General features: G+C 68.8%; 20 protein-coding genes. 11 read left to right on the forward strand and 9 right to left on the reverse strand.

Annotated features, from left to right (window positions below):
* The 4 genes from ABN034_RS04620 to ABN034_RS04635 form a co-directional block, all read right to left on the reverse strand.
* Window positions 1-1,596, reverse strand: a complete 1,596-nt coding sequence (locus tag ABN034_RS04620; protein WP_349689722.1) for a GMC family oxidoreductase — start codon at window positions 1,594-1,596, stop codon at window positions 1-3.
* Window positions 1,593-3,083 (reverse strand): aldehyde dehydrogenase family protein, encoded by a 1,491-nt coding sequence (locus ABN034_RS04625; protein ID WP_349689723.1) that lies wholly within the window; start codon window positions 3,081-3,083, stop codon window positions 1,593-1,595. Before ABN034_RS04625 ends, ABN034_RS04620 begins: the two co-directional genes overlap by 4 nt.
* A 49-nt stretch (window positions 3,084-3,132) precedes the next feature.
* Complete coding sequence (locus tag ABN034_RS04630) at window positions 3,133-4,005, reverse strand: phosphotransferase enzyme family protein (RefSeq protein WP_349689724.1); 873 nt, start codon at window positions 4,003-4,005, stop codon at window positions 3,133-3,135.
* Window positions 4,006-4,290: 285 nt separating this feature from the next.
* On the reverse strand, window positions 4,291-4,878 hold the full coding sequence (locus ABN034_RS04635; RefSeq protein WP_349689725.1) for a LysE family translocator: 588 nt from the start codon (window positions 4,876-4,878) through the stop codon (window positions 4,291-4,293).
* Window positions 4,879-5,057: 179 nt separating this feature from the next.
* Here ABN034_RS04635 and ABN034_RS04640 point away from each other — a divergent pair, with 179 nt between their 5' ends.
* Entirely contained in the window at window positions 5,058-5,936 is an 879-nt protein-coding gene (locus ABN034_RS04640) for a helix-turn-helix transcriptional regulator (RefSeq protein ID WP_349689726.1), read from the forward strand.
* A gap of 15 nt (window positions 5,937-5,951) precedes the next feature.
* Here the strand turns inward: ABN034_RS04640 and ABN034_RS04645 are convergent, their stop codons facing one another.
* The gene (locus ABN034_RS04645; RefSeq protein WP_349689727.1) at window positions 5,952-6,968 is read right to left on the reverse strand and encodes a phosphotransferase enzyme family protein; all 1,017 of its coding nucleotides are present in this window, start codon (window positions 6,966-6,968) and stop codon (window positions 5,952-5,954) included.
* A 140-nt stretch (window positions 6,969-7,108) separates the two neighbouring features.
* Here ABN034_RS04645 and ABN034_RS04650 point away from each other — a divergent pair, with 140 nt between their 5' ends.
* Both ABN034_RS04650 and ABN034_RS04655 read left to right on the forward strand, forming a co-directional pair.
* On the forward strand, window positions 7,109-7,681 hold the full coding sequence (locus ABN034_RS04650; protein ID WP_349689728.1) for an SDR family NAD(P)-dependent oxidoreductase: 573 nt from the start codon (window positions 7,109-7,111) through the stop codon (window positions 7,679-7,681).
* Entirely contained in the window at window positions 7,651-7,959 is a 309-nt protein-coding gene (locus ABN034_RS04655) for a Rossmann-fold NAD(P)-binding domain-containing protein (protein WP_349689729.1), read from the forward strand. The genes ABN034_RS04650 and ABN034_RS04655 overlap by 31 nt, the downstream gene beginning before the upstream one ends.
* Here ABN034_RS04655 and ABN034_RS04660 read toward each other — a convergent pair.
* The gene (locus tag ABN034_RS04660) at window positions 7,953-8,894 is read right to left on the reverse strand and encodes a helix-turn-helix transcriptional regulator (RefSeq protein ID WP_349689730.1); all 942 of its coding nucleotides are present in this window, start codon (window positions 8,892-8,894) and stop codon (window positions 7,953-7,955) included. The two genes, ABN034_RS04655 and ABN034_RS04660, sit on opposite strands and share 7 nt — an antisense overlap.
* A 232-nt stretch (window positions 8,895-9,126) precedes the next feature.
* Between ABN034_RS04660 and ABN034_RS04665 the strand changes: the two genes are divergently transcribed.
* The 4 genes from ABN034_RS04665 (at window position 9,127) to ABN034_RS04680 (ending at window position 13,352) form a co-directional block, all read left to right on the forward strand.
* Window positions 9,127-9,945: a GNAT family N-acetyltransferase gene (locus ABN034_RS04665; RefSeq protein ID WP_349689731.1), complete on the forward strand. Its 819-nt coding sequence runs from the start codon at window positions 9,127-9,129 to the stop codon at window positions 9,943-9,945.
* 169 nt (window positions 9,946-10,114) lie between these two features.
* Complete coding sequence (locus ABN034_RS04670) at window positions 10,115-11,068, forward strand: zinc-binding dehydrogenase (protein WP_349689732.1); 954 nt, start codon at window positions 10,115-10,117, stop codon at window positions 11,066-11,068.
* A 108-nt stretch (window positions 11,069-11,176) separates the two neighbouring features.
* A complete protein-coding gene (locus ABN034_RS04675; RefSeq protein ID WP_349689733.1) occupies window positions 11,177-12,157 on the forward strand; it encodes a 2-hydroxyacid dehydrogenase in 981 nt (326 codons plus the stop codon).
* Window positions 12,150-13,352: a cytochrome P450 gene (locus ABN034_RS04680; RefSeq protein ID WP_349689734.1), complete on the forward strand. Its 1,203-nt coding sequence runs from the start codon at window positions 12,150-12,152 to the stop codon at window positions 13,350-13,352. Before ABN034_RS04675 ends, ABN034_RS04680 begins: the two co-directional genes overlap by 8 nt.
* A 122-nt stretch (window positions 13,353-13,474) precedes the next feature.
* Here ABN034_RS04680 and ABN034_RS04685 read toward each other — a convergent pair whose 3' ends face one another.
* A complete protein-coding gene (locus ABN034_RS04685) occupies window positions 13,475-15,169 on the reverse strand; it encodes an LLM class flavin-dependent oxidoreductase (protein ID WP_349689735.1) in 1,695 nt (564 codons plus the stop codon).
* A gap of 468 nt (window positions 15,170-15,637) precedes the next feature.
* On the opposite strand from ABN034_RS04685, the gene ABN034_RS04690 reads away from it, so the two are divergent.
* The 3 genes from ABN034_RS04690 to ABN034_RS04700 are packed head-to-tail and all read left to right on the forward strand — an operon-like array spanning window position 15,638 to window position 18,591.
* The gene (locus ABN034_RS04690) at window positions 15,638-16,546 is read left to right on the forward strand and encodes a ribonuclease activity regulator RraA (protein WP_349689736.1); all 909 of its coding nucleotides are present in this window, start codon (window positions 15,638-15,640) and stop codon (window positions 16,544-16,546) included.
* Window positions 16,547-16,595: 49 nt separating this feature from the next.
* The gene (locus ABN034_RS04695; protein WP_349689737.1) at window positions 16,596-17,753 is read left to right on the forward strand and encodes a mandelate racemase/muconate lactonizing enzyme family protein; all 1,158 of its coding nucleotides are present in this window, start codon (window positions 16,596-16,598) and stop codon (window positions 17,751-17,753) included.
* A gap of 25 nt (window positions 17,754-17,778) precedes the next feature.
* A complete protein-coding gene (locus ABN034_RS04700) occupies window positions 17,779-18,591 on the forward strand; it encodes a DNA glycosylase AlkZ-like family protein (protein WP_349689738.1) in 813 nt (270 codons plus the stop codon).
* A 217-nt stretch (window positions 18,592-18,808) separates the two neighbouring features.
* Here the strand turns inward: ABN034_RS04700 and ABN034_RS04705 are convergent, their stop codons facing one another.
* Both ABN034_RS04705 and ABN034_RS04710 read right to left on the reverse strand, forming a co-directional pair.
* On the reverse strand, window positions 18,809-19,492 hold the full coding sequence (locus ABN034_RS04705) for an HAD family hydrolase (protein ID WP_349690051.1): 684 nt from the start codon (window positions 19,490-19,492) through the stop codon (window positions 18,809-18,811).
* 12 nt (window positions 19,493-19,504) lie between these two features.
* Entirely contained in the window at window positions 19,505-20,260 is a 756-nt protein-coding gene (locus tag ABN034_RS04710; RefSeq protein WP_349689739.1) for an SDR family oxidoreductase, read from the reverse strand.
* 203 nt (window positions 20,261-20,463) lie between these two features.
* Between ABN034_RS04710 and ABN034_RS04715 the strand changes: the two genes are divergently transcribed.
* The gene (locus tag ABN034_RS04715; RefSeq protein ID WP_349690052.1) at window positions 20,464-21,180 is read left to right on the forward strand and encodes a GntR family transcriptional regulator; all 717 of its coding nucleotides are present in this window, start codon (window positions 20,464-20,466) and stop codon (window positions 21,178-21,180) included.
* The last annotated feature ends 8 nt before the right edge of the window (window positions 21,181-21,188 follow it).

Here is a 21,188-nt window from a genome sequence, read left to right on the forward strand (position 1 = left end):
TCACACGGTCTCTCCGGCGCTCGATCTCGCGGCAGCCTTGATCAGGTCCGCGCAGCGTTCACCGATCATCATCGTCGTGATGTTCGGGTTCACCGTCGTGAGCTCCGGCATCACCGAGGCGTCGGCGACCCGCAGGCCCGCCACACCCTTCACCCGCAGCGACGGGTCGAGCGGTGACAGGTCGTCGTCGGCCGCTCCCATCCGGACCGTGCCCGCCGGGTGGTAGACGGTGTTGTGCGTACGCCTGAGGTAGTCGGCGATCCCGTCATCAGTCCGTACGCCCGGCCCCGGGTAGAGCTCTCGCCCGGCCCAGTCCGCCATGGCCGGCTGGCCGACGATCCGCCGGGCGAGCCGGATACCAGCGACCATCACCTTCATGTCGTACGGATCGGTGAAGTAGCGCGGGTCCACCCGCGGCTTGTCGCGGAAGTCGATGCTGCGCAGCCGGACGGTCCCGCGGGACCGGGCGTGGGTGACGTTCGGCGTGAGGCAGAACGCGTTGGCAGACGTCGGGTAGCCCTGCCGCACGGTGTGCATGTCGAACGGCACAGCGCCGTAGTGGAACATCAGGTCGGGGCGGTCGAGGCCGTCCTCCGTCGTGGTGAAGATGCCGATCTCCCACCACTGCGTGGACTCGGTCACCATCGGCTGCCGCGCCTCCCAGCCGATCACCCCTTCGGGATGGTCCTGAAGATGGGAGCCGACGCCGGGCGAGTCGACCACGACGTCGATTCCCACTTCCCGAAGATGTTCTGCGGGTCCGATGCCGGAGAGCATGAGCAGCTTCGGCGAGTCGATCGCTCCGGTCGAGACCACGACCTCGTGGCGGGCGTGGATCCGGCGAGTGTGGATGAGATCGGTGTCGAGCACATCGACGCCGACGCACCGACACTCGCCCGCGCTGCCGTCAAGGACGAGTTGCTTCGCCCGCAACCCGGTGTGCAGCGCGAAGTTCGGTCGTACGCCGATGATCGGGTGCAGGTACGACACCGACGACGACGCACGTACGCCGTCCTCACGGACGTTGATCTGGAAGAAGTTGGCGCCGTTGACGACGGTCTCGCCAGCATTGAAGCGCACCCGCGGGATCCCGGTCTGCTCGCACGCGTCGAGCAGCGCGACGCCACACGGATCCACGGCGGGGACGGTACGCAGCCGCACCGGCCCGCTCCTGCCGTGGTGGTCGCCGTCGTCGGCGTTGTTCTCCAGCCGCTGATAGAGCGGGTAGGTCTGTGCGGACTCCCAGCCGTCGGCGCCGAACTTCACCGCCCACTCGTCGAGGTCCTCGCGTGGCGCCCAGAACGCGATGCAGGAGTTGTGAGACGAACAGCCGCCGAGCACCCGTGCGCGGGCGTGCCGCATGAACGAGTTGCCGTGCTGCTGCGGCTCGACCTTGTAGTCCCAGTCGTACCCGGAGTCCAGGAGGGCCATCCACCGGTCGACCCGCAGGACCGCGTCGTCGCCTACGTCGCTGGGACCGGCCTCGATCAGCGCGACGGTGACGTCGGCGTCCTCGCTCAGGCGCGCGGCGACGGCGGCGCCCGCCGAACCACCGCCCACGACTATGTAGTCGTACTCCTCGCGTGCCGGGTTCATGATCCTTCGAACCAGCCGGTCACCTGCGGATCGATGTTGTGGTAGATGTGCTTGGCCTCCTGGTATTCGGCGAGCCCGGTCGGCCCCAGCTCGCGCCCGACACCGGACTGCCCGAACCCGCCCCACTCCGCCTGTGGCAGGTAGGGGTGGAAGTCGTTGATCCAGACCGTGCCGTGCCGCAACCGCCCGGCGACCCGTTGCGCCTTGCCGGCGTCCTGCGTCCACACGGCTGCGGCGAGGCCGTAGTGCGTGTCGTTGCCGATCCTGACTGCTTCGTCTTCCGTGGTGAACGTCTCGACGGTGACGACCGGGCCGAACCCCTCGTCGCGGACGACGGACATGCCCGACCGCACACCGTCGAGGACCGTGGGTGCGTAGAAGAATCCCTGAGCGAGCTCGCCCTCGCCCCACGTGCCGCCACAGCGGAGCACCGCGCCTTCGGCAAGGCCACGTTGCACGTACGCCGTTACCTTGTCGCGATGGGCCGCGGAGATGAGCGGGCCGATCTCGGCGGCCTCGTCGAATGGGCCGCCCATCCGGATCCGCTCCGCGCGGCGGACCAGCTCGTCGACGAAACGGCCGTGCAGCGACTCCTCCACGACGAGCCGCGCGCCGGCCGAACACACCTGCCCCGCATGGACGAACGCCGCGTTCAGCGCATTGTCGACCGCCGCGTCGAAGTCGGCGTCGGCGAAGACGACGTTGGGGTTCTTGCCGCCGAGTTCGAGCGCGACCTTCTTCACGGTGCCGGTGGCCGCGGCGGCGATCCGCCTACCCGTCTCCAGGCCACCGGTGAACGACACGAGGTCGACATCGGGATGCTCCGCGAGCGGTGCACCCGCGACCGCACCAGAACCGAGTACGAGGTTGGCGACACCGGCCGGCAACCCGACCTCGCCGAGCACGTCCATGAGCAGCATCGCCGTGTGCGGCGTCAGCTCGCTCGGCTTGAGCACGAACGTATTGCCCGCTGCCAGCGCCGGTGCGACCTTCCACGCGGCCTGGAGCAACGGATAGTTCCACGGAGTGATCAGGCCGCAGACGCCGACCGGTTCGTAACTGATCCGGCTCACGACCGTGGGGCTTCCGGCATCGACCAGCCGACCCGCCTCGACCCCGGCGAGCTTGCCGAAGTACCTGAGGCAGTTGGCGATGTCGTCCATGTCGATCCGGCTCTCGACCAGCCGCTTGCCGGTGTCGAGGGACTCGGCGCGGGCGAACTCCTCCTTGCGGTCGCGGATCCTCCCGGCGACGACGAGGAGCAGGTCGCCGCGGGTCCCGGCCGGAGTCCGTGGCCAGTCGCCACGGTCGAACGCATGGCGCGCGGCCGCGATCGCCCGCTCCGCATCGGCGACGCCGGCCTCGGCGACCGCTCCGACGAGAGACTGGTCCGCGGGGCACCGGATCTCCCTGGCCCCGCCTGCTGCCGCGGAAACCCACTCCCCGTTGACGAACAGGGTCGCGGGCGGGTCGATCACGTCGTTCATGTGGGATACCTGCCGACTCCTCGCCCGGGATCGCGGTGCTGCTGGCAGGTTACCTAAGCAGCTTCGCGTGACGGGTATCTTGCTGAGCGTACTTGCCGTACTCGCCCCGCATCAGGCCGTGCAGGATCTGGCGGACGGCGTCCCCGAACTCGTGGTTGCCGTGTTCATGCGTCCAGACGATATGCCACACGGTCGTGAGGGCGTACGAACCGAGCAGGAGAGCGAGATCGGCCTCGTCGGGCTGTCGGCCGTACCCGTCGAGAAAGGCCTCCCGCAGGTCGGGCCGGGTCCGCCACAGGCCGAAGAAGAGCCGGCCGAGGTCGTTGACCCACACCTCCGGTTGCGCCCACTCGAAGTCGATGAGATAGACGCGGCCCTCGTCGACGAGCCAGTTGCGTGGGCTGTAGTCGAAGTGACAGGACACCCGGGGCGGTGCCGGAATCCCTTCCAGGGAACGAAGTGTGGACCGCACGAAGTCCAGCTCGGGCCGGTCGAAGAGTCCGTTCGCGCGGGCGACCCAGGCGTCGACTTCGGCGAGCTTGTGTGCCACCAGATCGGTCCACGGCGGGAAGGTCTCGATCTCGTGGAAGCGCCGGAGCAGTCGGCCCGCCTGACCGTGGACCTCGACGTCGTCACCGGTGAACGCGACACCCGGGACGGCGGAGATCACCAGGGCCGGGAGATCGTCGGTCGCGGCCCGCAGCTTCGGTGCCCGGTCGCCCAGATGCGGGACCCAGCGTCGGTAGGCCGAGACCTCGCGGGCATGGACCTCGTGGTGCGGGTTCTGTTTGGCGTACCACGCGGTGCCCTCGCGGTCGCGCAGGCGCAGGACGAGAGCTCCGCCGTGGTCCCAACCGCAGTCCGCTTCGACCTTGCAGGGCCCGAGAACCTGTCGGGCAAAGCTTTCCAGACGCGCGCGCACAGGAGTGTCCTTTCGGGTGCCACAGGGAGTCGTCGCCCGAGCGGGCGGAAGGCGGCACTACTACGCGCATGGGGACAGGCAGGTTCAGGCACGTGCGTCCGGACAGGATCTGCGGAGAAGCACGGCGATCACGAACGTGAGCGCTGACGCGGATGTGCCGCCTCACCATGATGGCACAGCCCGCGCCACGCCCGAGCCTCGAGACATAGGCACGACTTCCCATGCCGGTAAGGCGTGCGGCGGGCGCGGCCGATTGCTGCCGGACTGGCGTACCGGACCCTGGTGTCAGATCCAGAGGTAGGCGACGGAGGCGACGAGGATGATGGCCAGAGTGATGCTGAGGAGGCGATGTGTCCGGTCGCTCGTGACGAACCGGTTGATGACCGTCCCACCCGCGGCCCACGCCGCCGCCGTCGGGACCACGACGATCATCATCGTGGCGACGACGAGCGCACTACCGAGCGCGACCGGGAGGTCGTCCGGCCGGAATGCGCTGACCGCTGCCAGGACGAAGATCCAGGCCTTGGGATTCGCCCCCTGCAACACCGCTGCCTGGGCGAAGCCGAGCGGCCGCGCGATCTCGGCACGTCGCATCGCGTTGCTCGCGGCGATCTGGTACGCGAGATACAGCAGGTAAAGAGAGCCACCGACCTTGAGGGCCACCTGGACCTCGGGCACGGTGGCGATGAAAGCGCCGACCCCCGCTGCCACCGCGATCGCCATGGCGCCGATGCCTGCCGACGTACCCACGATGTGGCGGAGTGTCGGGCGGAACCCGAACTGGATCCCGGACGCCCACAGGAGAACGTTGTTCGGGCCCGGGCTCCCCGAACTCACGGCAGAGAACACGATGAGCGGAACCAGGTCCCTCATCTGGCGCCGTCCCGCGGCGCCGGCCGTTTCACCCGTATGGAGTCCACTCGCATGGAAGCGAACGTACGACCGTCGGGCGGCGCGGGTCTTGTACGTTCTTTGCATGCGAGCGGGCCCTTTTCGGCGGGCTATCCTGGCCGAAGCAGCACCCGGTATCCCCGGTCCGTATTCCCGGTCGGATGAGCAGTATCGAGGGCATGATCGAAGGCGCCGAAGGTAGAAGCGCGGACGGGCCCGAGCAGGTCCGGGCCTGGAAGCCGACGGTGCCCGGGATCAGCGAGGTCTTCCACGCGCGTTTCACCCGTTATGCCTATCCGGCTCACGCCCACAGCACCTGGACCCTCTTCCTGGTCGACGACGGCGCGATCCGTTACGACCTTGACCGTCACCCGCACGGGTCGGACTCGTCGACGGTGGGCGTGCTGCCGCCGCACGTCGTGCACGACGGTCGACCAGCGACGAGCCGCGGATTCCGAAAGCGGGTGCTGTATCTGTCCGACCGGATGTTCGGCGAGACCTTCATCGGCCCGGCGGTCGACCGGCCGGCGATCGTGGATCCGTTGTTGCGTGGGCGGATCTCGACCGTGCATCAGGTTCTCGACTGCACCGACTCAGCGCTGGAAGCCGAGAGTCGGCTCGCGTTCATCGTCGAGCGGCTTCGCCACCATCTGCGACGTTCCGAGGACGGCCAGGATCGAAGCCACCGCACCGACACGCTGGCAGTAGGCCTACGCGCGCTGCTCGACGCGCACCTGCTGGAGCCCGTGACACTCGCCGCCGCGAGTGAGCGGCTCGGCGCCAGCCCGGCCCATCTTGTCCGTTCGTTCACGAAGACGTTCGGGGTGGCGCCGCATGCCTACCAGGTCGGCCGGCGGATCGAGGTCGCTCGCCAGTGGCTGCTCGAGGGCCGTCCGGTGAGCGACGTGGCCGTCTGCGTGGGGTTCCACGACCAGTCACACTTCACCCGGCACTTCAAGCGGCACGTGGGGACGACGCCTGGCCGGTACGCCGCCGATCCGAGGCTGACTGTTGGCGACGGTGGGCTACGTCGACGCTGATCTGGCAACGTCAGGTCAGCCGAGGGGGGCAGCGGGATTGGCGAGCAGCCACTCGCTGATCCGCAGAAACGCATAGCCGTCCCGGTCATCGCGGAGCTGCGCCACCGGGTCGGCGTGGAAACCGACGGTCGCCGCGTGATAGAGCGGAACGGCTGCGATATACGGCGTCAGTGCCTTCCGCTCCACAGGTGTGAGCACGGTGCCGGCGGCGTCTTCGTACTCCTCCACCAGGGCTGGCACCTTGTCCCAGCAGAAGGTGTCGGCGGTGCCGCTCCCATCGGGGCGGAGGATCATCCACGAGAGGGAGTACGCCAGTTCGTGGATCCGCGGCCGAACGGCGGCGAAGCCGAAGTCGAGGTAGAGGGTCTCGCCCTCCGGCGTCAGGCCGATGTTGCCCAGGCGTACGTCGCCGTGGATCAGGTGCCGGGGAAGGGCGGACGCCGGAACCCACCGGCGGCGCAGCACCGGCAACAGCCGCCGGACCAGGGCGGCCATGTCGGCGGCCACCGGGTCGTGCGCGACGGCGCGCTCGGCGGCAGGAAGCCAACGGCGCAGAGAGCCTGGTGGTGCGTACGTCGAGACCACCGGCCGTGGCAGCGCCACCTCGATCTGGGCGAGCTCCCGGTGCAGCCTGCCCATCCCACCGAACATCCACGCGTAGGACTCCCAGGTAGCTTCGGGTTTCGCGTGCGGCACGTAGGTCTCCAGCTCGACCAGGCAGCCCCGACAACGCAACAACGGACGACCCCGCCAGGTGCGTGGCATTCCGACGAGAAGGCCCCGGTGTGCGAGCTGGCGGCGGATGTCCTGCAGGGCAAGGACCCGCTGACGTGACACGAACCGCGGCTGCACCCGCAACACGAGTCCGGGCTGGTGCAACCGTACGTTGACGCAGAAGCACCCGCCGAGGTCGCTCGTCTCGGAGCCGGGGGCTACCCGCTCGAGCAGTCGCCGGAGGTCGGGATCGTCCGGTGAGGTGACCTCGGGAGTAGTCGGGTCACCCTGCCACCAGCGTCGCATGCGTGCGTTCATCAGACCTCAACCCTGCCTGCGTCCCGCTCCTGCGCACCACGGGTTTTCACTCCGGACGGAAAAGCCGCCAGGAGGTGTCGGAATTCGCTGTCACGCTCGCCATCACAAGATCAACCGAACGAACGACGAGGAGGGTCGCCATGCGTCTTGCTGGCAAGGTCGCGGTCGTGACGGGAGCGAGTCGTGGTGCCGGGCGAGGAATCGCGAAGGTGCTGGGGGAGGAGGGCGCGACGGTCTACGTCACCGGCCGCACCAGCCGTGAGTGTGGGAGCCCGACCGGGCGGCCGGAGACCATCGAACACACGGCCGAGATGGTGACCGCCCGAGGCGGCAGCGGTGTTGCCGTCCGCTGCGACCACACCGATGATCGGCAGGTGCGGGCGCTGTTCGGCCGGGTCGGGGAAGAGCACGGACGGCTCGACATCCTCGTCTCCAACGCCTGGGGTGGGTACGAACGCGACGTCGACGACGCACCGGTCTGGGAACTCGCCCCCGAGCATCTCGATCTGATGCTGGCGGCGGGCCTGCGGGCGCACATCCTCAGCGTGCAGTTCGCGGGGGACTGCTGCGCGCCACTCGGGGCGGTCTCGTCGTCCTCACCACCTGGAAGATCGACAAGCCGTACCACAAGCATCTCTACTACGACGTCATCAAGACGGCGATCAACCGGACGCCGGTCGGGTTGGCCGAGGAGTTCCGGCCCTACGACGTGACTGCGTTGGCCGTGTCACCCGGTGCGTTGCACGATCATGATGTCGACCAGACGTCGGAGTGGGCGAGGCGTACGGAGACGACGGAGTTCGTGGGGCGGGCCGTCGCCGCGCTCGCGTCGGACGCCGAGGTGGCCAGGCACTCCGGCTCGGTGCGTACCGTCGTCGAGTTGGCGGCGGAGTACGGCTTCACCGATCTCAACGGTCGGCCGACCAGCGAGTGGTGGGAGACCACCCTCGCTCGCAGGAATGAGCACGCAGGCACGCAGGACGCTCACTGATAGAGGGCGCTGAGCCGGTCGGCTGCGGTGGCGAGGCGGGCTCGCAGCGCCGGCGGGTCGAGCACCTCCGCCTCCGGCCCCAGCGCCACCAGTTGCCCGTAGGCGATGTCCAGTGACTCCACCGGCAGTATGACCGTCACCCAGCCGTCGCGATCGGGTAGCCCGGCGGACGCGATCGCCTGCTCGGCGGCCAAGCGTTCGACGGCCGACCAGAGCCGTCGCACGCCGGCGGGGCTCAGGCGTACCCGGGCGTGCGCGGTGAAGATGGAGCGCTCGAACTCGGCGGACCGCTCGCGCCAGAAGGCGGCCAGATTGAAGGTGCTGTCGCGGTGGAAGGCCTGGTCGAGGACGTCGATGCCGGTGAACCTGTCGATCCGGTAGACCCGGATGTCACCGCGTACGCAGCCGACGGCGTACCACCGGCCGGCCTTGAGGACGAGCCCGTACGGCTCCAGCAGGCGGACGAGGGTCCGCTCCCCGCGTTGGTACGTCGCGGACACCACCCGGTCGCTCCACGTCGCGGTCGCCAGCGCTGCCAGCACGGAAGGCGGCGGCGCGTCGCGGAACCAACGCGGTACGTCGAGGTGGAACCGCTGTGCCGCGACCATGCCGGAGTCGCGCAGCTCCCGCGGCAGCGCGGCGAGCACCTTGAGCTGGGCAGTGGCCGCCACGTCGGCCAACCCCATGTCCCGCAGCGGCCCGGAGACGCCGGAGAGGAAGAGCGCCTCCGCCTCGTCCCGGTTGAGCCCGGTGAGCTGGGTCCGATAGCCGCCGACCAACCGGTAACCGCCCGCCCGGCCGCGGTCGGCGTAGACCGGCACGCCCGCGAGTGTCAGCGCTTCGACGTCGCGGACCACCGTGCGTTCGGACACCTCGAGCGCTGCGGCGAGCTCGCGCCCGGTCATGGCGCCGCGGTTCTGGAGCAACAGCAGCATCGAGATCAGCCTGGACGCCCGCACAAATGCCTAGGGGGTGTCCCCTGGATCTTGGCCGGGCTCGCGACGTCCCGCATCCCGCCTGGCTGCGTTCTCGTCGTCGCCAAGAGGACACCGCTCTTGACTCCTCCTCGGCCTTGCCAGCCGGGCGCGGATACGCCGCTCGCTATCCGACCCTGATCCACGGGACACCCCCTAGTGTCGCCGCGACCACCGACAGCACAATGGGCCGATGGACGAGGTGAACCAGGACCTCTCGCCGGCGTCGATGATCCACGCGATCGAGGACAACGCCGCGGAGCTGTTGCTGGACATGGGCCGGATCGGTGGGGGAGAGCAACGCGTCGACGCGGCCCTGACGTGGACCATCGGTGGTTCGCCGATCGACTACCACAACTGCGTCGTCCGGGCCGATCTCGACCCGGCCGGCGCCGACACCGCGATCGCCGAGTCCGTGCGGGCCATGCGGGACCACGGCGTACCCGGGACCTGGCACGTCGGCCCGTCCATGCGCCCTTCCGACCTCGGCGACCGGCTGCTCGCGGCGGGCTTCGAGGCCGGAGCAGAGGCAGGCATGGCCGCCGATCTGCACGCCCTGGTGGAGGATCTGCCAACCCCGGACGGACTCGAGATCGCCCGGGTGACCGACCGCGCCACCCTCGCGAGGTGGAAGGACACCCTGGCACAGGGTTTCGGTGAAGGTGAGAGCGAGGCCGCCTGGGTGGCGCAGGTCTACGCACGTATCGGCTTCGGCGACGATGTGCCTTACCGGCACTACCTCGCCTACCTCGACGGCGAACCGGTCGGCACGTCCACGTTGTTCCTCGGCGCCGGAGTGGCGGGCATCTACTTCGTGATGGCCGTACCGGCTGCACGCAGACGGGGGATCGGCGCGGCCGTCACGCTCGCGGCCCTGCGCGATGCCCGCGCGCTCGGCTACCGGATCGGCGTCCTCGGCTCGTCGAAGGCGGGGCACTCGGTCTACGCCCGGCTGGGTTTCCAGGACTACTGCGAGATCCGCGTGTACGAATGGGCGCCACCGCAGGCCTGAGGCCGTGGGACGCGGAGCCATGGACGGTGCCGTGGGGATGGCCGCCTGACCTGCCCGACCTCACGCCGCCGGCTTGACCTCGACTTCGGTTGAGGTTGCAGGCTCGTCCTCGAACAGTCGACAGGCCCGGTCGCCAGCCGCCTGCGACGGACGGGATCGGAGAGGGTGCATGCGCGCGGTGTGGTTGCGGGAGTTCGGCGGTCCGGAGGTGCTGCGCGTGGAGGAGACGCCGGAACCGCCGGTGGGACCTGGCCAGGTCATGATCGACGTGACGTACACCAACACCACGTTCGTCGAGACCCAGGTCCGCGCCAACGCCGGACCGTTCGAGGTCGAGCTGCCGATGATCATGGGCAACGGTGTCGGCGGCGTCGTCACGACCGTCGGAGAAGGCGTCGACAAGGCCCTGACCGGTCGACAGGTCGTCAGCAGCACGGGTGGGTCCGGCGGCTACGCCGAACGGGTCGCCACCGACGCTGCCGGGCTGTTCGACGTGCCGCCCGGGCTGGACCTCGACGCCGCGGTGGCGCTGCTCGCCGACGGGCGTACCGCCGTGATGCTCGTCCGCACGGTCGGCATCGCCAAGGGCGACCGCGTCCTGGTCGAGGCGGCCGCGGGTGGCGTGGGCACGCTGCTGGTCCAGCTGGCGCGGTCGGCCGGGGCCACGGTCGTCGCGGCCGCGGGCGGTGACCGGAAGGTCGAGGTCGCCCGCGATCTGGGCGCCGAGCACGTCGTCGACTATCTCCGGCCGGACTGGACCGAGCAGGTACGCGAAGCCGTCGGCGGGGTCGACGTCGTCCTCGACGGGGTAGGTGGAACCGTCGCCCACGCGGCGTTCGACCTGCTCGACCGGGGCGGGCGGATGCTCAGCTACGGGCTCGCGAGCGGCGAGTGGGCCGGCATCTCCGCTGACGCCGCAGCGGAACGTGGCGTCGCCCTCGTGACGTCGACACCGACCCAGGAGGAGTTGCGTACGTTCACGATCGACGTCCTGGCCGAGGCGGCGGCCGGCCGGGTGCGTCCGCTGATCGGGCAGCGTTTCCCGCTGGAGCGCGCCGCCGACGCGCATGCCGCGATCCAGGGAAGGGCCACCGTCGGCAAGACCCTGCTCGAGGTGCGGTGAGCGGGATCGGGTGGTCGGCGAGGTTCAGGTCCACCGATGCGGCCGACTGACCTCGAACCCGGCGGCACGCGCTCCCACCTCTACCCTCGTGGGGGAAGGAGTGTGACCGTGAGAATCGTGCTCGCCGAGCCCCTGCTGTACGACTATCTCCCCCAGCTCGAACGCGCGACGAGGGACCGCCACGACTGGCACCTCGCCGAGAACCTCGACGCCAGCGTGATCGCCGACGCCGAGGTGCTGGTGGCGAGCGGCCTCTCCAGCGATCTCGCCGCGGCGGCCAAGCGGCTCCGCCTCGTCCACGCTCCCGGCGCGGGCTACGAGGCGATCGCCCTCGACGCGCTGCCTCGCGGAGTGCTCGTGGCCAACACGTTCCACCACGGCCGGTCGATCGCGGAACACGTCGTCATGGTGATGCTGGCGCTGACGCGGGACCTGCGCGGTACCGACACTGAACTTCGGGCGGACCGATGGCGGTCACCGCGGTACGTACGCGAGGCGGTCCGTCCTGCCACCCTCCGCGGCAAGACCCTGGGCGTCATCGGCCTCGGCGAGATCGGGTCGGAGACCGCCCGCATGGCATCTGCGTTCGGGATGCGTACGATCGCGGTCCGCCGCCACGCCGGCCGCACGCCTCCGGACGGCGTGGCTCTCGACTGGGCGGGCGGCATCGACGAGCTCCCTCGCCTGTGTGCGGAGGCCGACGTCGTGGTGGTGACCGTACCGCTGAGCGCGGAGACGACCGGGCTCATCGGCACGCCGGAGCTGGCGGCGATGGGGCCGGGGACTCTCCTCGTCAACGTCGCGCGCGGACCGGTCGTCGACGAGGACGCGCTCTACACCGCGCTCGTCGAACGCCGGATCGGCGGCGCGGCGCTCGACGTCTGGTGGCACTACCCGGACGAGGCCGGTCGCGGCAGGCCGGCGAGTCGGCCGTTCGGCGACCTGGACAACGTCCTGCTCACCCCCCACGTATCCGGTGTCACCACCGAGACGTTCACCCGGCGGGTGGCCGACATCGCGGGCAACATCGACCGGCTGGCCGCCGGGGAACCGCTCGTCAATGTCGTCCACGGCGGAGACGATGGCTGACCCGACGAACTTTCCGCCGGGTTTCCCGATCGGGGCGGACGTGACGGTCGCTCAGCTCGAGGGGACCGACGCGCACGCCGTGCTGGCCCGGCTGCGGGCGAGCGAACCCGTGTCGTGGGTGCCGGCGCTCGGTGGCTGGCTGGTGACCCGGCGCGATCTCGTACTGGCGGCGATGCGGGACCCGGTGTTGTTCACGGTGGACGACCCGCGCTTCTCGACCGCCCGCGTCGTCGGCCGGAGCATGCTGTCGACCGACGGCGCGGAGCACGAACGGCATCGACGGCCGTTCGACCCGCCGTTCGGGCTCGGTGAGGTTCGTACCCGGTTCACGGCCGCGGTCGAAGCGGAGACGCACCGGCTCATCACCGCGATGTACCACTCCGGCGCCGCCGAGTTGCGGCGCGGGTTCGCCGGACCGCTCGCGGTCGCGGTGGTCGCCGAGACGCTCGGGCTGGACGGGGTCTCCGCGCCGACCGTGCTGTCGTGGTACGACGCGATCGTGGCGGCGGTCTCGGGCGTAGCGGCCGGTCAGGAGGTGAGCGCGGCGGGCCGGGAGGCGTTCGACGCGCTCCGGACGAATGTCGAGGCGATGGCCGCGCGCGGACCGGGCGGCGGCGCCGGTGGGCCGTCACTTCTCGCTGCCGCCGGTGCTACCGGAGGTCTCCGTACCGACGAGGTGGTCTCCAACGCCGCCGTCCTCATGTTCGGCGGCATCGAGACCACTGAGGGCATGATCGCGAACGCGTTGTGGCATCTGCTCAGCCATCCGGACCAGCTTGCTCTGGTGCGCACGGATCCGGCGCTGCTTGGTCCGGCCATCGAGGAGTCGCTACGCCTGGAGCCCGCCGCCGCGGTGGTCGACCGCTACGCGACAGCCGACGTCGAACTCGGGCGAGCACCGATCCGGCGAGGCGACCTGATAGTCGTGTCCCTCGCCGGCGCGAACCGGGACCCCGCTGTCTTCGCCGACCCCGACCGGTACGACGTCCGGCGTGGCAACGCCCGCCAGCAGGTCGCCTTCGCCCACGGTCCGCACGTGTGCCTGGGCATGCACCTTGCCCGGCTGGAGGCAGTGACCGCGATCCGTCAGCTGCTGGGCCGGCTGCCGGGACTCCGGCTCGACCCCGCCCGCCCGAGTGCGCCGACCGGTCTGGTCTTCCGCAAACCCCCGACCCTCCATACCCTCTGGGGCTAACCAAACCCACCCCACCCCGTGATCATGATCGTGATCATGAAGGATTCGGGCGCCGCATGGGCGACTCTTCCTTCATGGTCATGGTGCGACGGACCCGGCTACCGCGCGGGAGGTCGCTCCGGCTACATCCCGGTGAAGCCGGTCGAGAGTCGGGCTAGCGGCTCGACCAGTTCGCGTTCCTCGTACGACAGGTGTGACAGCAACGCATCGGTGAGCACGTCAACCGCATGTTGCACCTCGCCGATCGCGCCGGGACGCTCGACCATGGCGACAAGTGCTGCGTCGACGTCGTTGAGGATGCGGGCGATGACCTCGTGTTCCTCGGCGAGCCGGTCGATGACGGGCGCCAGCCTGGTGTCGGCCTGCCGCAGGCCCGGGAACATCGCCTGATCCTCGAGGCTGTGATGGAGAGTGAGGATCCGGCAGTACGACTGGCAGTAGGCGCCGAGCGTCCAGTTGTTCTGACGCATGGTCATCGCGTTGATCAGGGAGCGGGCGGCGCGCGGGTCGGTCGTACCGTCGGCGACCTGCTCGACCACACCGCGCACCTGGTCCAGCTCGTGCCGGAGATGGTCGTGGATGTCGATCAGGTGCTGGCCCTGAGCGCGACCGGCCGGGGTGTAGCTGGTGTCGGCGTCCGCCCCGGGTCCGTGCGGACGGGTCGACTCGTCCCAGGGGCTGGTGCCCACCAGCCGCTGCGCGGGAGGCGGGGTGGGCACGACGCCCAGGCCGGTCTCGCCCGCGTATTCCGCCGAAGTACTCCCGGTCGGTCCGTTGTCGGCTGCCCCCACCTCGGTGGACTCGGTGCCGGTGGACTCCGGGCCGGTGGACTCCGGGCTGGTGGACTCCGGGCTGGTGGATTCCGGGCTGGTGGACTCGGTGCCGGTGGGTCGGGTGCTGGTAGGCGGTGTCCCAGCGGGCGGCGACCCAGCGCGTTCCCGGTCCACCAGGTCGCGGACGGCCGGCGCCACCTCGTGCGCGAACCGCTCGACGTCGGCGGATCCTCCCGGCTCTACCGCGAGGATGAAGCCGCTGATGCCGTCGGTCACGGCGAGTTCGGCGAGCTGCTCGACCCACACGCTCGGCGGTCCCTGCAGGAACTCGGCGCCCGTACCCGTAAAGCTGCCGGTGATGTTGTAGAGCCGACGTACGGCACCGGGCGAACGGCCAGCCGCCTCGGCAGCATCGTCGATGATGTCGTTCATCGCCGCGAGCGTGTCCGGCGCGGCGTACGGCTGGCTGGGCAACCAGCCGTCGGCCGCCCGGCCGGTGAGCCGGAGCATCCGCGGTTTGTACGCACCCAGCCAGATCTGCATCGGATGGACCGGGAACGGTCCCGGCTTGGCGCCGGCGAGGCGATAGTGGCTGCCCTCCAACCGGACCCCACGACCCGGAGTCCACAGGGCCCGGATCACGGCGATGGCCTCCGTCAGAGCCTCGACTGCCTCTCCGGGCTTGCGGCGCGGCCCGCCCATGGCCGCGATCGCGTCCCACATGGCGCCGGCGCCCAGGCCAAGCTCGACACGGCCGCCGCTGAGGATGTCCAGGCTGGCCGCGCTGCGGGCGAGGACGGCGGGGTCGCGGAGGGGGAGGTTGGCGACATTGGGGAAGACCGTGGCGCGGTTCGTCCGGGCGGCGATGGTCGACAGCAGGGTCCAGGCATCGAGAAACCCTGGATGGTACGGATGATCCTGGACACTGATCAGGTCCAGGCCTCGGCGGTCGGCTCCATCAGCCAGCGCGAGCAGCGCAGACACCTGGTCAGTGCTGGGCGACAGGAAGACGCCGAACCGCAGGTCGTGGCGGTAGTCGGGCATCGTCGATGGTCACTCACTCTCGGCTGGCCGGCGGCCGGGCGGCCGGTGGCCGGGTGGTCCGGTGGCCGCCCGCCGGGTGGTCTGATGGACGGCTGCCGGTGGCCGGTGTCTGGGTGGTGGGGTGTTCGGGTGGCCTGGGCGGAAGGTGGTCAGCCAACACGGTAGCCGCGGCTTGCACCAGCACGTCGGGCCGGGCGTCAGGCGCCCAGTGGGCCAATCGGAAGGTCCGTCGCCCACGACAAGCACTGACAGTCCTCGCCGAGCCGACCACCGGAAACCCCCATCCCTCGGCGAGTCCGACTCTGCACCCCACAGCCCCGACCGAGGACGTGCGAAGACAAGCGCCGCTGACAGGCCTTTCTTTGCAGCTTCGAAAAAACGAAAATCGCGGGAGCGGTATCCGGACGGCTACAGTGGTCGACGGAAACTGGCCCGACGTCGCAGACGCACGGGGGCCAAGGAAAACCAGTGCGCCAGGGGATCTCTGGCGCACTGGGAAACGTTCGGGGAAAAACGCTATCCGGGCCGAGTGGAACAGGAGCGCTGGTGAAGAGACCGCGATCTGACGCGCCTTTGGACGTATCGCTGCCGATACCGGAGATCGCACAGACGTTGCCGATTACCGGACCGGCGTTCAATCGTCCGGATCCGGACCTCATCCGCCGGATGAAGGTGGTCAGCAGCGCTACCGCGAGTGCCGTGATGCATCGGATGGGCGTACGCCAGACCTTTATCCAGGGCCCGCTTCCTCGGCAACCGGGTGCCAAGGTCGTCGGTCCGGTGGTGACCTTGCAGTTCATGCCGAAGCGCGAAGACATCGTGACCGGTGTCGGATCCGGTGCGGCCGAGGAGCACGTGGAAAAGCGGAGTGCTCTCTGGTCGGTGTTCGAGACCGTCCAGCCGGGCGACATCCTTGCTGTGCAGGCCTTTGGAGACCTCAATACCGGGTGTATGGGCGAAATGCTCGTCACCTACTTCAAGGGACGCGGTGGCGCGGGGATCGTTGTCGATGGTTGTGTCCGCGACTGGCCGCACATTCAACAGATCGGTACTCCGATCTGGACTCGTGGATTCACTCCCAATTACGCCTCGCAGGGCACGCTTTTTCCCTGGGCCATCAATGTGCCCATCGCCTGCAGTCGGGTCCTCGTCATGCCGGGCGACATCATGATCGCCGACGACGACGGCGCCGTTCTCGTTCCCGCCCAGATGGCCCCACTGGTCCTCCAGCACACCGTGGATCACGAGGAGTGGGAAGAGTTCAGCCGGCTCAAGCTCGCCGAGGGGGGCGCTCTGCGCACCTATTACCCGCTCAGCGACGAGGGGTGGGCCGAGTACGAAGTCTGGCGTGCGCAAAATCCGACCGGCAGCCAGTGACGCCCTCCTCCTCAGGCAGAGACCAAGACGCAGCTAGAGGGATGTGGATATGAAGATCACCGCTGTGAAGACTGCCGCGACGGTCGGACACGGTATGCACCTGTGGGTCAAGGTCGAAACAGATGAGGGCATCACCGGCATCGGCGAATGCGTGCACGGCGGTGTCCAGGCGATCGCGCTCATCCAGCAACTGCAGGCCAAGTTGGTGGGGCGTGATCCGTTCCAGATCGACGCGATCTTCGAACAACTGCGCCGGCAGAACGTCTTCAACGGCGGCTTCGCCGGTGCGCTGATCACCGCCCTCACCGGCATCGAACTCGCCCTCTGGGATGTCAAGGGCAAGGCCCTCGGTGTGCCGATCTACGAACTCATGGGCGGCAAGTTCCGCGACGAGATCAAGGTGTACGCCGACTGCCAGGTCGAGCCCGGCATGGACTTCGATGACATCAAGCGGGTACTCGACGACATGCTCGCCCGAGGGTTCACCGCATTCAAGATCGACCTCGACATCTTCGCCTACGGCCACTCCGGCAGCGAGGTGGAGGGATTCCGCAAGGACAGGTTCAACTACACCGCCGGGCCGTGGGAGCACGAGCGGATGGTGCGTCTCGCCGAGATGGCGAGAGAGCTTGCTGGCAAGGAGATCGACTTCGCTGCCGATGTCCACACTCGGCTCGACGTGCCGAGCGCCATCCGGCTGGCGAAGGATCTCGAGCCCTTCCACCTGATGTGGCTGGAGGAGCCGGTCCCGCCGGAGAACGTCGACGCGATGCGCGAGGTCAAGCAGTCGACCACCACGCCGATATGCGCTGGCGAGAACCTCTATCTGCGCCACGGTTTCCGAGACCTGATCGAGAGTCAGGCAGTCGACATCATCATGCCTGACATCCCGAAGTGTGGCGGGCTCTCGGAATGCCGGAAGATCGCGCACATGGCCGAGATCTACTACATGCCGTTCGCCCCGCACAATGTCTCGTCTCCGATCGGGACCATGGCGTCGGCGCACGTGTGCGCGACGGTGCCCAACTTCCTCGCGCTCGAGTTCCACTGGCTCGAACGTGACTACTGGTCGACGATCATCACCGACAAGGAAGACATCATCAAGAACGGCTTCATCAAGCTTCCGGACCGTCCCGGCCTCGGAATCGAGCTGGATGAAACGGTCGGCCGCGAGTATCAGTACCCCGGCACGACCTGGTTCGAATAGACCAGCCGCTGCCATGACGTGGGCAGTGTCCAGACGAACGCGGCGGCGTTTCGTTCTGGGCTGCCAAGGGCTCTGGCCGGGACGTCGGGCCACAGGGTTCGCCGGCACGCGTCGTGCCCTACGGCGGGCCGAGGTGGTGCAGGTCGATCCGCTGACCGTGGTGGCACGGAGCCATGATTTCGTTCTGCACAGTCGGGTGGTCGACTACCGTCCTGAGTACCTCGATGCGTTGCTGTACAGGAAACGGGAGTTCTTCGATTACGGCGGCTGTGTCTATATCCGCCCGATGGACGAGCTTCCGTACGTACGGCTGGCGATGGAGCAGGTGCGGTTCAGCGACCGGTGGCGATCCTACGAAGACGAGCACGCGGATCTGCTCTCCCGGGTTCGGGGTCATCTGCGCGATGACGGGCCGCTTGCGGCGCGGGACTTTCCGGGCGTGGGGAAGACCGGCTCCTTTCGTTCGACCAAGGACACGTCGGTCGCGTTGTACTACCTGTGGTTGACCGGTGAGGCCATGACCTACGGCCGGAGGAACTTCGAGCGGTTGTACGCACTGCGGCCCGCGGTCGCCCCTCCTGGCTACGACTATGTGGCCACGGACGCGGAAGCGGACGTCTTCTCGGCACACAAGGCTTCCCGATGGGCTGGCCTGTTCGATGCACCAACGTGGGCGGCACGATTTCACCGGCGGATCGGACGTCAGGAAAGGGCGAAAGCGCTCGCGGACCTGGTGGACTCAGGCTTTCTGACGCGCGTTTCGGTTTGGCCCGCTTCGTCGGCGCGCATTGCGTCGATGTCGACTCCGTCCAACCTGTACACATGCGTCAGAGGCTGAAGGACGTCGTCCGCAGGTGAGCCGTGTGCCGGGGGTTGTAATCCTGAACCCGGTTCTCCCTCACGCGAAGCCGTTTTGGCGGAGGGCGCCCCTCACGCAGAGTCAGCGTCGAGTTTGCCGGGGGAGTGCGCCGCTGCGGTTGGGTCGTCAGCGCTCAGGCGCTCGTTGTCCCAGGTGGAGCGCGCCGACGGAGAGGAACGCGCCAGCTCAGCGGGCATCAGCTGACCTTGACGCCGAGCTGCCGGAGATCCGTGGCGCACTGGTCGGGAGAGCGGAAGTGGATGCCGTGTATTCCGACCTGGCGCGCACCTTCCACATTCGGCAGACGGTCGTCAATGAAGACGCACGCGTCAGCCGACACACCCGATCGCCGCAGTGCCTCGGCGTAGATCCGCGGATGCGGCTTCATGACGCCCATTTCGTAGGAGAGGATGAGCTCGTCGAAGATGCCTACGACGTCCATCGTCTTCCTGACGAAGCCGAAGTGGATCTCGTTCGTATCCGACAACAGGTACAACGGATACCGGGTCGCCAGCTGGCGAAGCAGGGCAACCGTCCCGGGAATCTCGGTGAAGATGTCGCCGTACATCGGAACGAACTCGTCGTACGCCACGTGCCTGCCGGCCGCGTCGTTCCTGCCGGCACCGCTGCCCACGTCCGCCCCTCGAGCGCCGACCAGATCCATGACGCGGCGGTGGTATTCGGGACCGGTGAGCCGGCCGGACTCGAAGTCCGCCTGCAGCCCGCCCTCATGCACCGTGGCGTGGATCTCCTCGGTCGACCACCCGACTCGTTCGGCCAGCCGCGCGCAGAAGATGAGGTAGTCGAACCGGCAGATCACGTTGCCGAAGTCGAAGATGACGAGTCGGATGTCTGCGGGAGTATTGGTGGTGGGAGTGATGGTGCGGTCCTTTCAGCGGCCGCCGCCGACGTCGAGCAGGGCGCCGGTCACGTAGGAGGCCTCGTCCGAACACAGCCAGACGATGGCATCGGCGACCTCGCCGGCCAGTCCGCCTCGCTTCATGGGGATCCCCGGCGCGAGCCGGGCGACCCGGGCCGGTTCGCCGCCACTGGCGTGGATGTCGGTCTCGATGAGCCCGGGACGCACCGCGTTGACCCGGATGCCTTCGCCGCCGACCTCCCGCGCCAGGCCGACGGTCATCGTGTCGATGGCGCCCTTGCTCGCGGCGTAGTCGACGTACTCGCCCGCGCCACCGAGCGCCGCCGCCCGTGACGAGACGTTCACGATCACGCCGCCGGATCCGTCATGCAGGGTCGACATCCGGCGGACGGCCTCGCGGGCGCACAGGAACGCACCGGTGACGTTGACCGCGAGCATGCGTTCGATGCGTTCCGGGGTGATCTCGTCGACGCGGGTGTGTGCCTGGTAGACGATGCCGGCGTTGTTGACCAACGCCGTGACTTCGCCCAGTCGGTCGGCGGCGGCGAAGAGGGCGGCCACGCCCTCCCAGGCGCCGACGTCAGCCCTGACGGCGGCCGCCCGCGCGCCGCGGCTCTCGCATTCCCCGACCACGGCGTTGGCCGCGTCGATGGCGTTCTGATAACCGATGCAGACCGACCAGCCGCGTTCGGCGAGCAGCGGTGCGGTGGCGGCGCCGATCCCTCGACTTCCACCGGTGACGACGGCGACCCCACGTTCCTCTGGCACGCTTCCAGAGCCTACGGAGGGCGTCGCGGGCGTACGAATGGACCCGGCCGGATCCGGAAGGTGCCTTGCCTCGTTCCCACCACTCCCGTCTTAATAGGTCTGGAATTCCAGTCCACATCTCTACCAATCGGCGCCGTGGAGTAGGTGAGTCCGTGCTGCGGAGCGTGCGCAAGGGGAGCGACGGTCAGCCTCCGTCGCTGCAGGTGTATCGGATGATTGCGAGCGCGATCGCCCGGGGCACCTTCCGCCCCGGCACCCGCCTACCGCCTGAGCGGGACCTCAGTTCGTCCCTTGCGGTGAGCCGGGCGACACTCAGAGTCGCCCTCCGGGCACTCCACGACGACGGCCTGCTGGAACCGACGCACGGCAGTGGCTGGCACGTTGTCGCCCCGAGCGTGGTCGAGGAGGGGCAGGAGCCGCCGTTGAGCTTCACCGAGATGGCGGCACTGCGTGGACTGCGCGCGTCCGCCGAAGTTCTCCATCAGGGCACGCGGCCCGGCACGATCGACGAGGCCGACGATCTCGGCATCGCACCCGGGTCGGAGGTCTTCTGCCTCGACCGGCTGCGCAAGCTCGACGATGTGCCGGTGGCGCTGGCGAGCACCTGCATGCCGGCCGCGATGGTGGAGGCCGCGGTCTCCCAGGACTACTCGACCGGCTCCCTCTACGCCACGCTCCGCGAGCGCTGCGGGATCAACCCGGACCGGGCCGACTACGTACTTTCCGCACGTGGAGCCACCTCCGACGACGCCGAACAGCTCGGCATGCGGGAGGGGGAGGCCGTGCTCGTCGGCAAGTACACCTGCTTCGACGACCGCGACCGGCCGTTCGAGATCGGCCAGATCATCTATCGGGGGGATCGCTATCGCTTCAGGACGGTTCTCCGCAATCGGCGAGCCGCTCTGCCACCGCACCCGTAGGAGAAGGA

This window comes from Actinopolymorpha sp. B11F2 (genome assembly GCF_040195635.1).
Lineage (GTDB): Bacteria > Actinomycetota > Actinomycetes > Propionibacteriales > Actinopolymorphaceae > Thermasporomyces.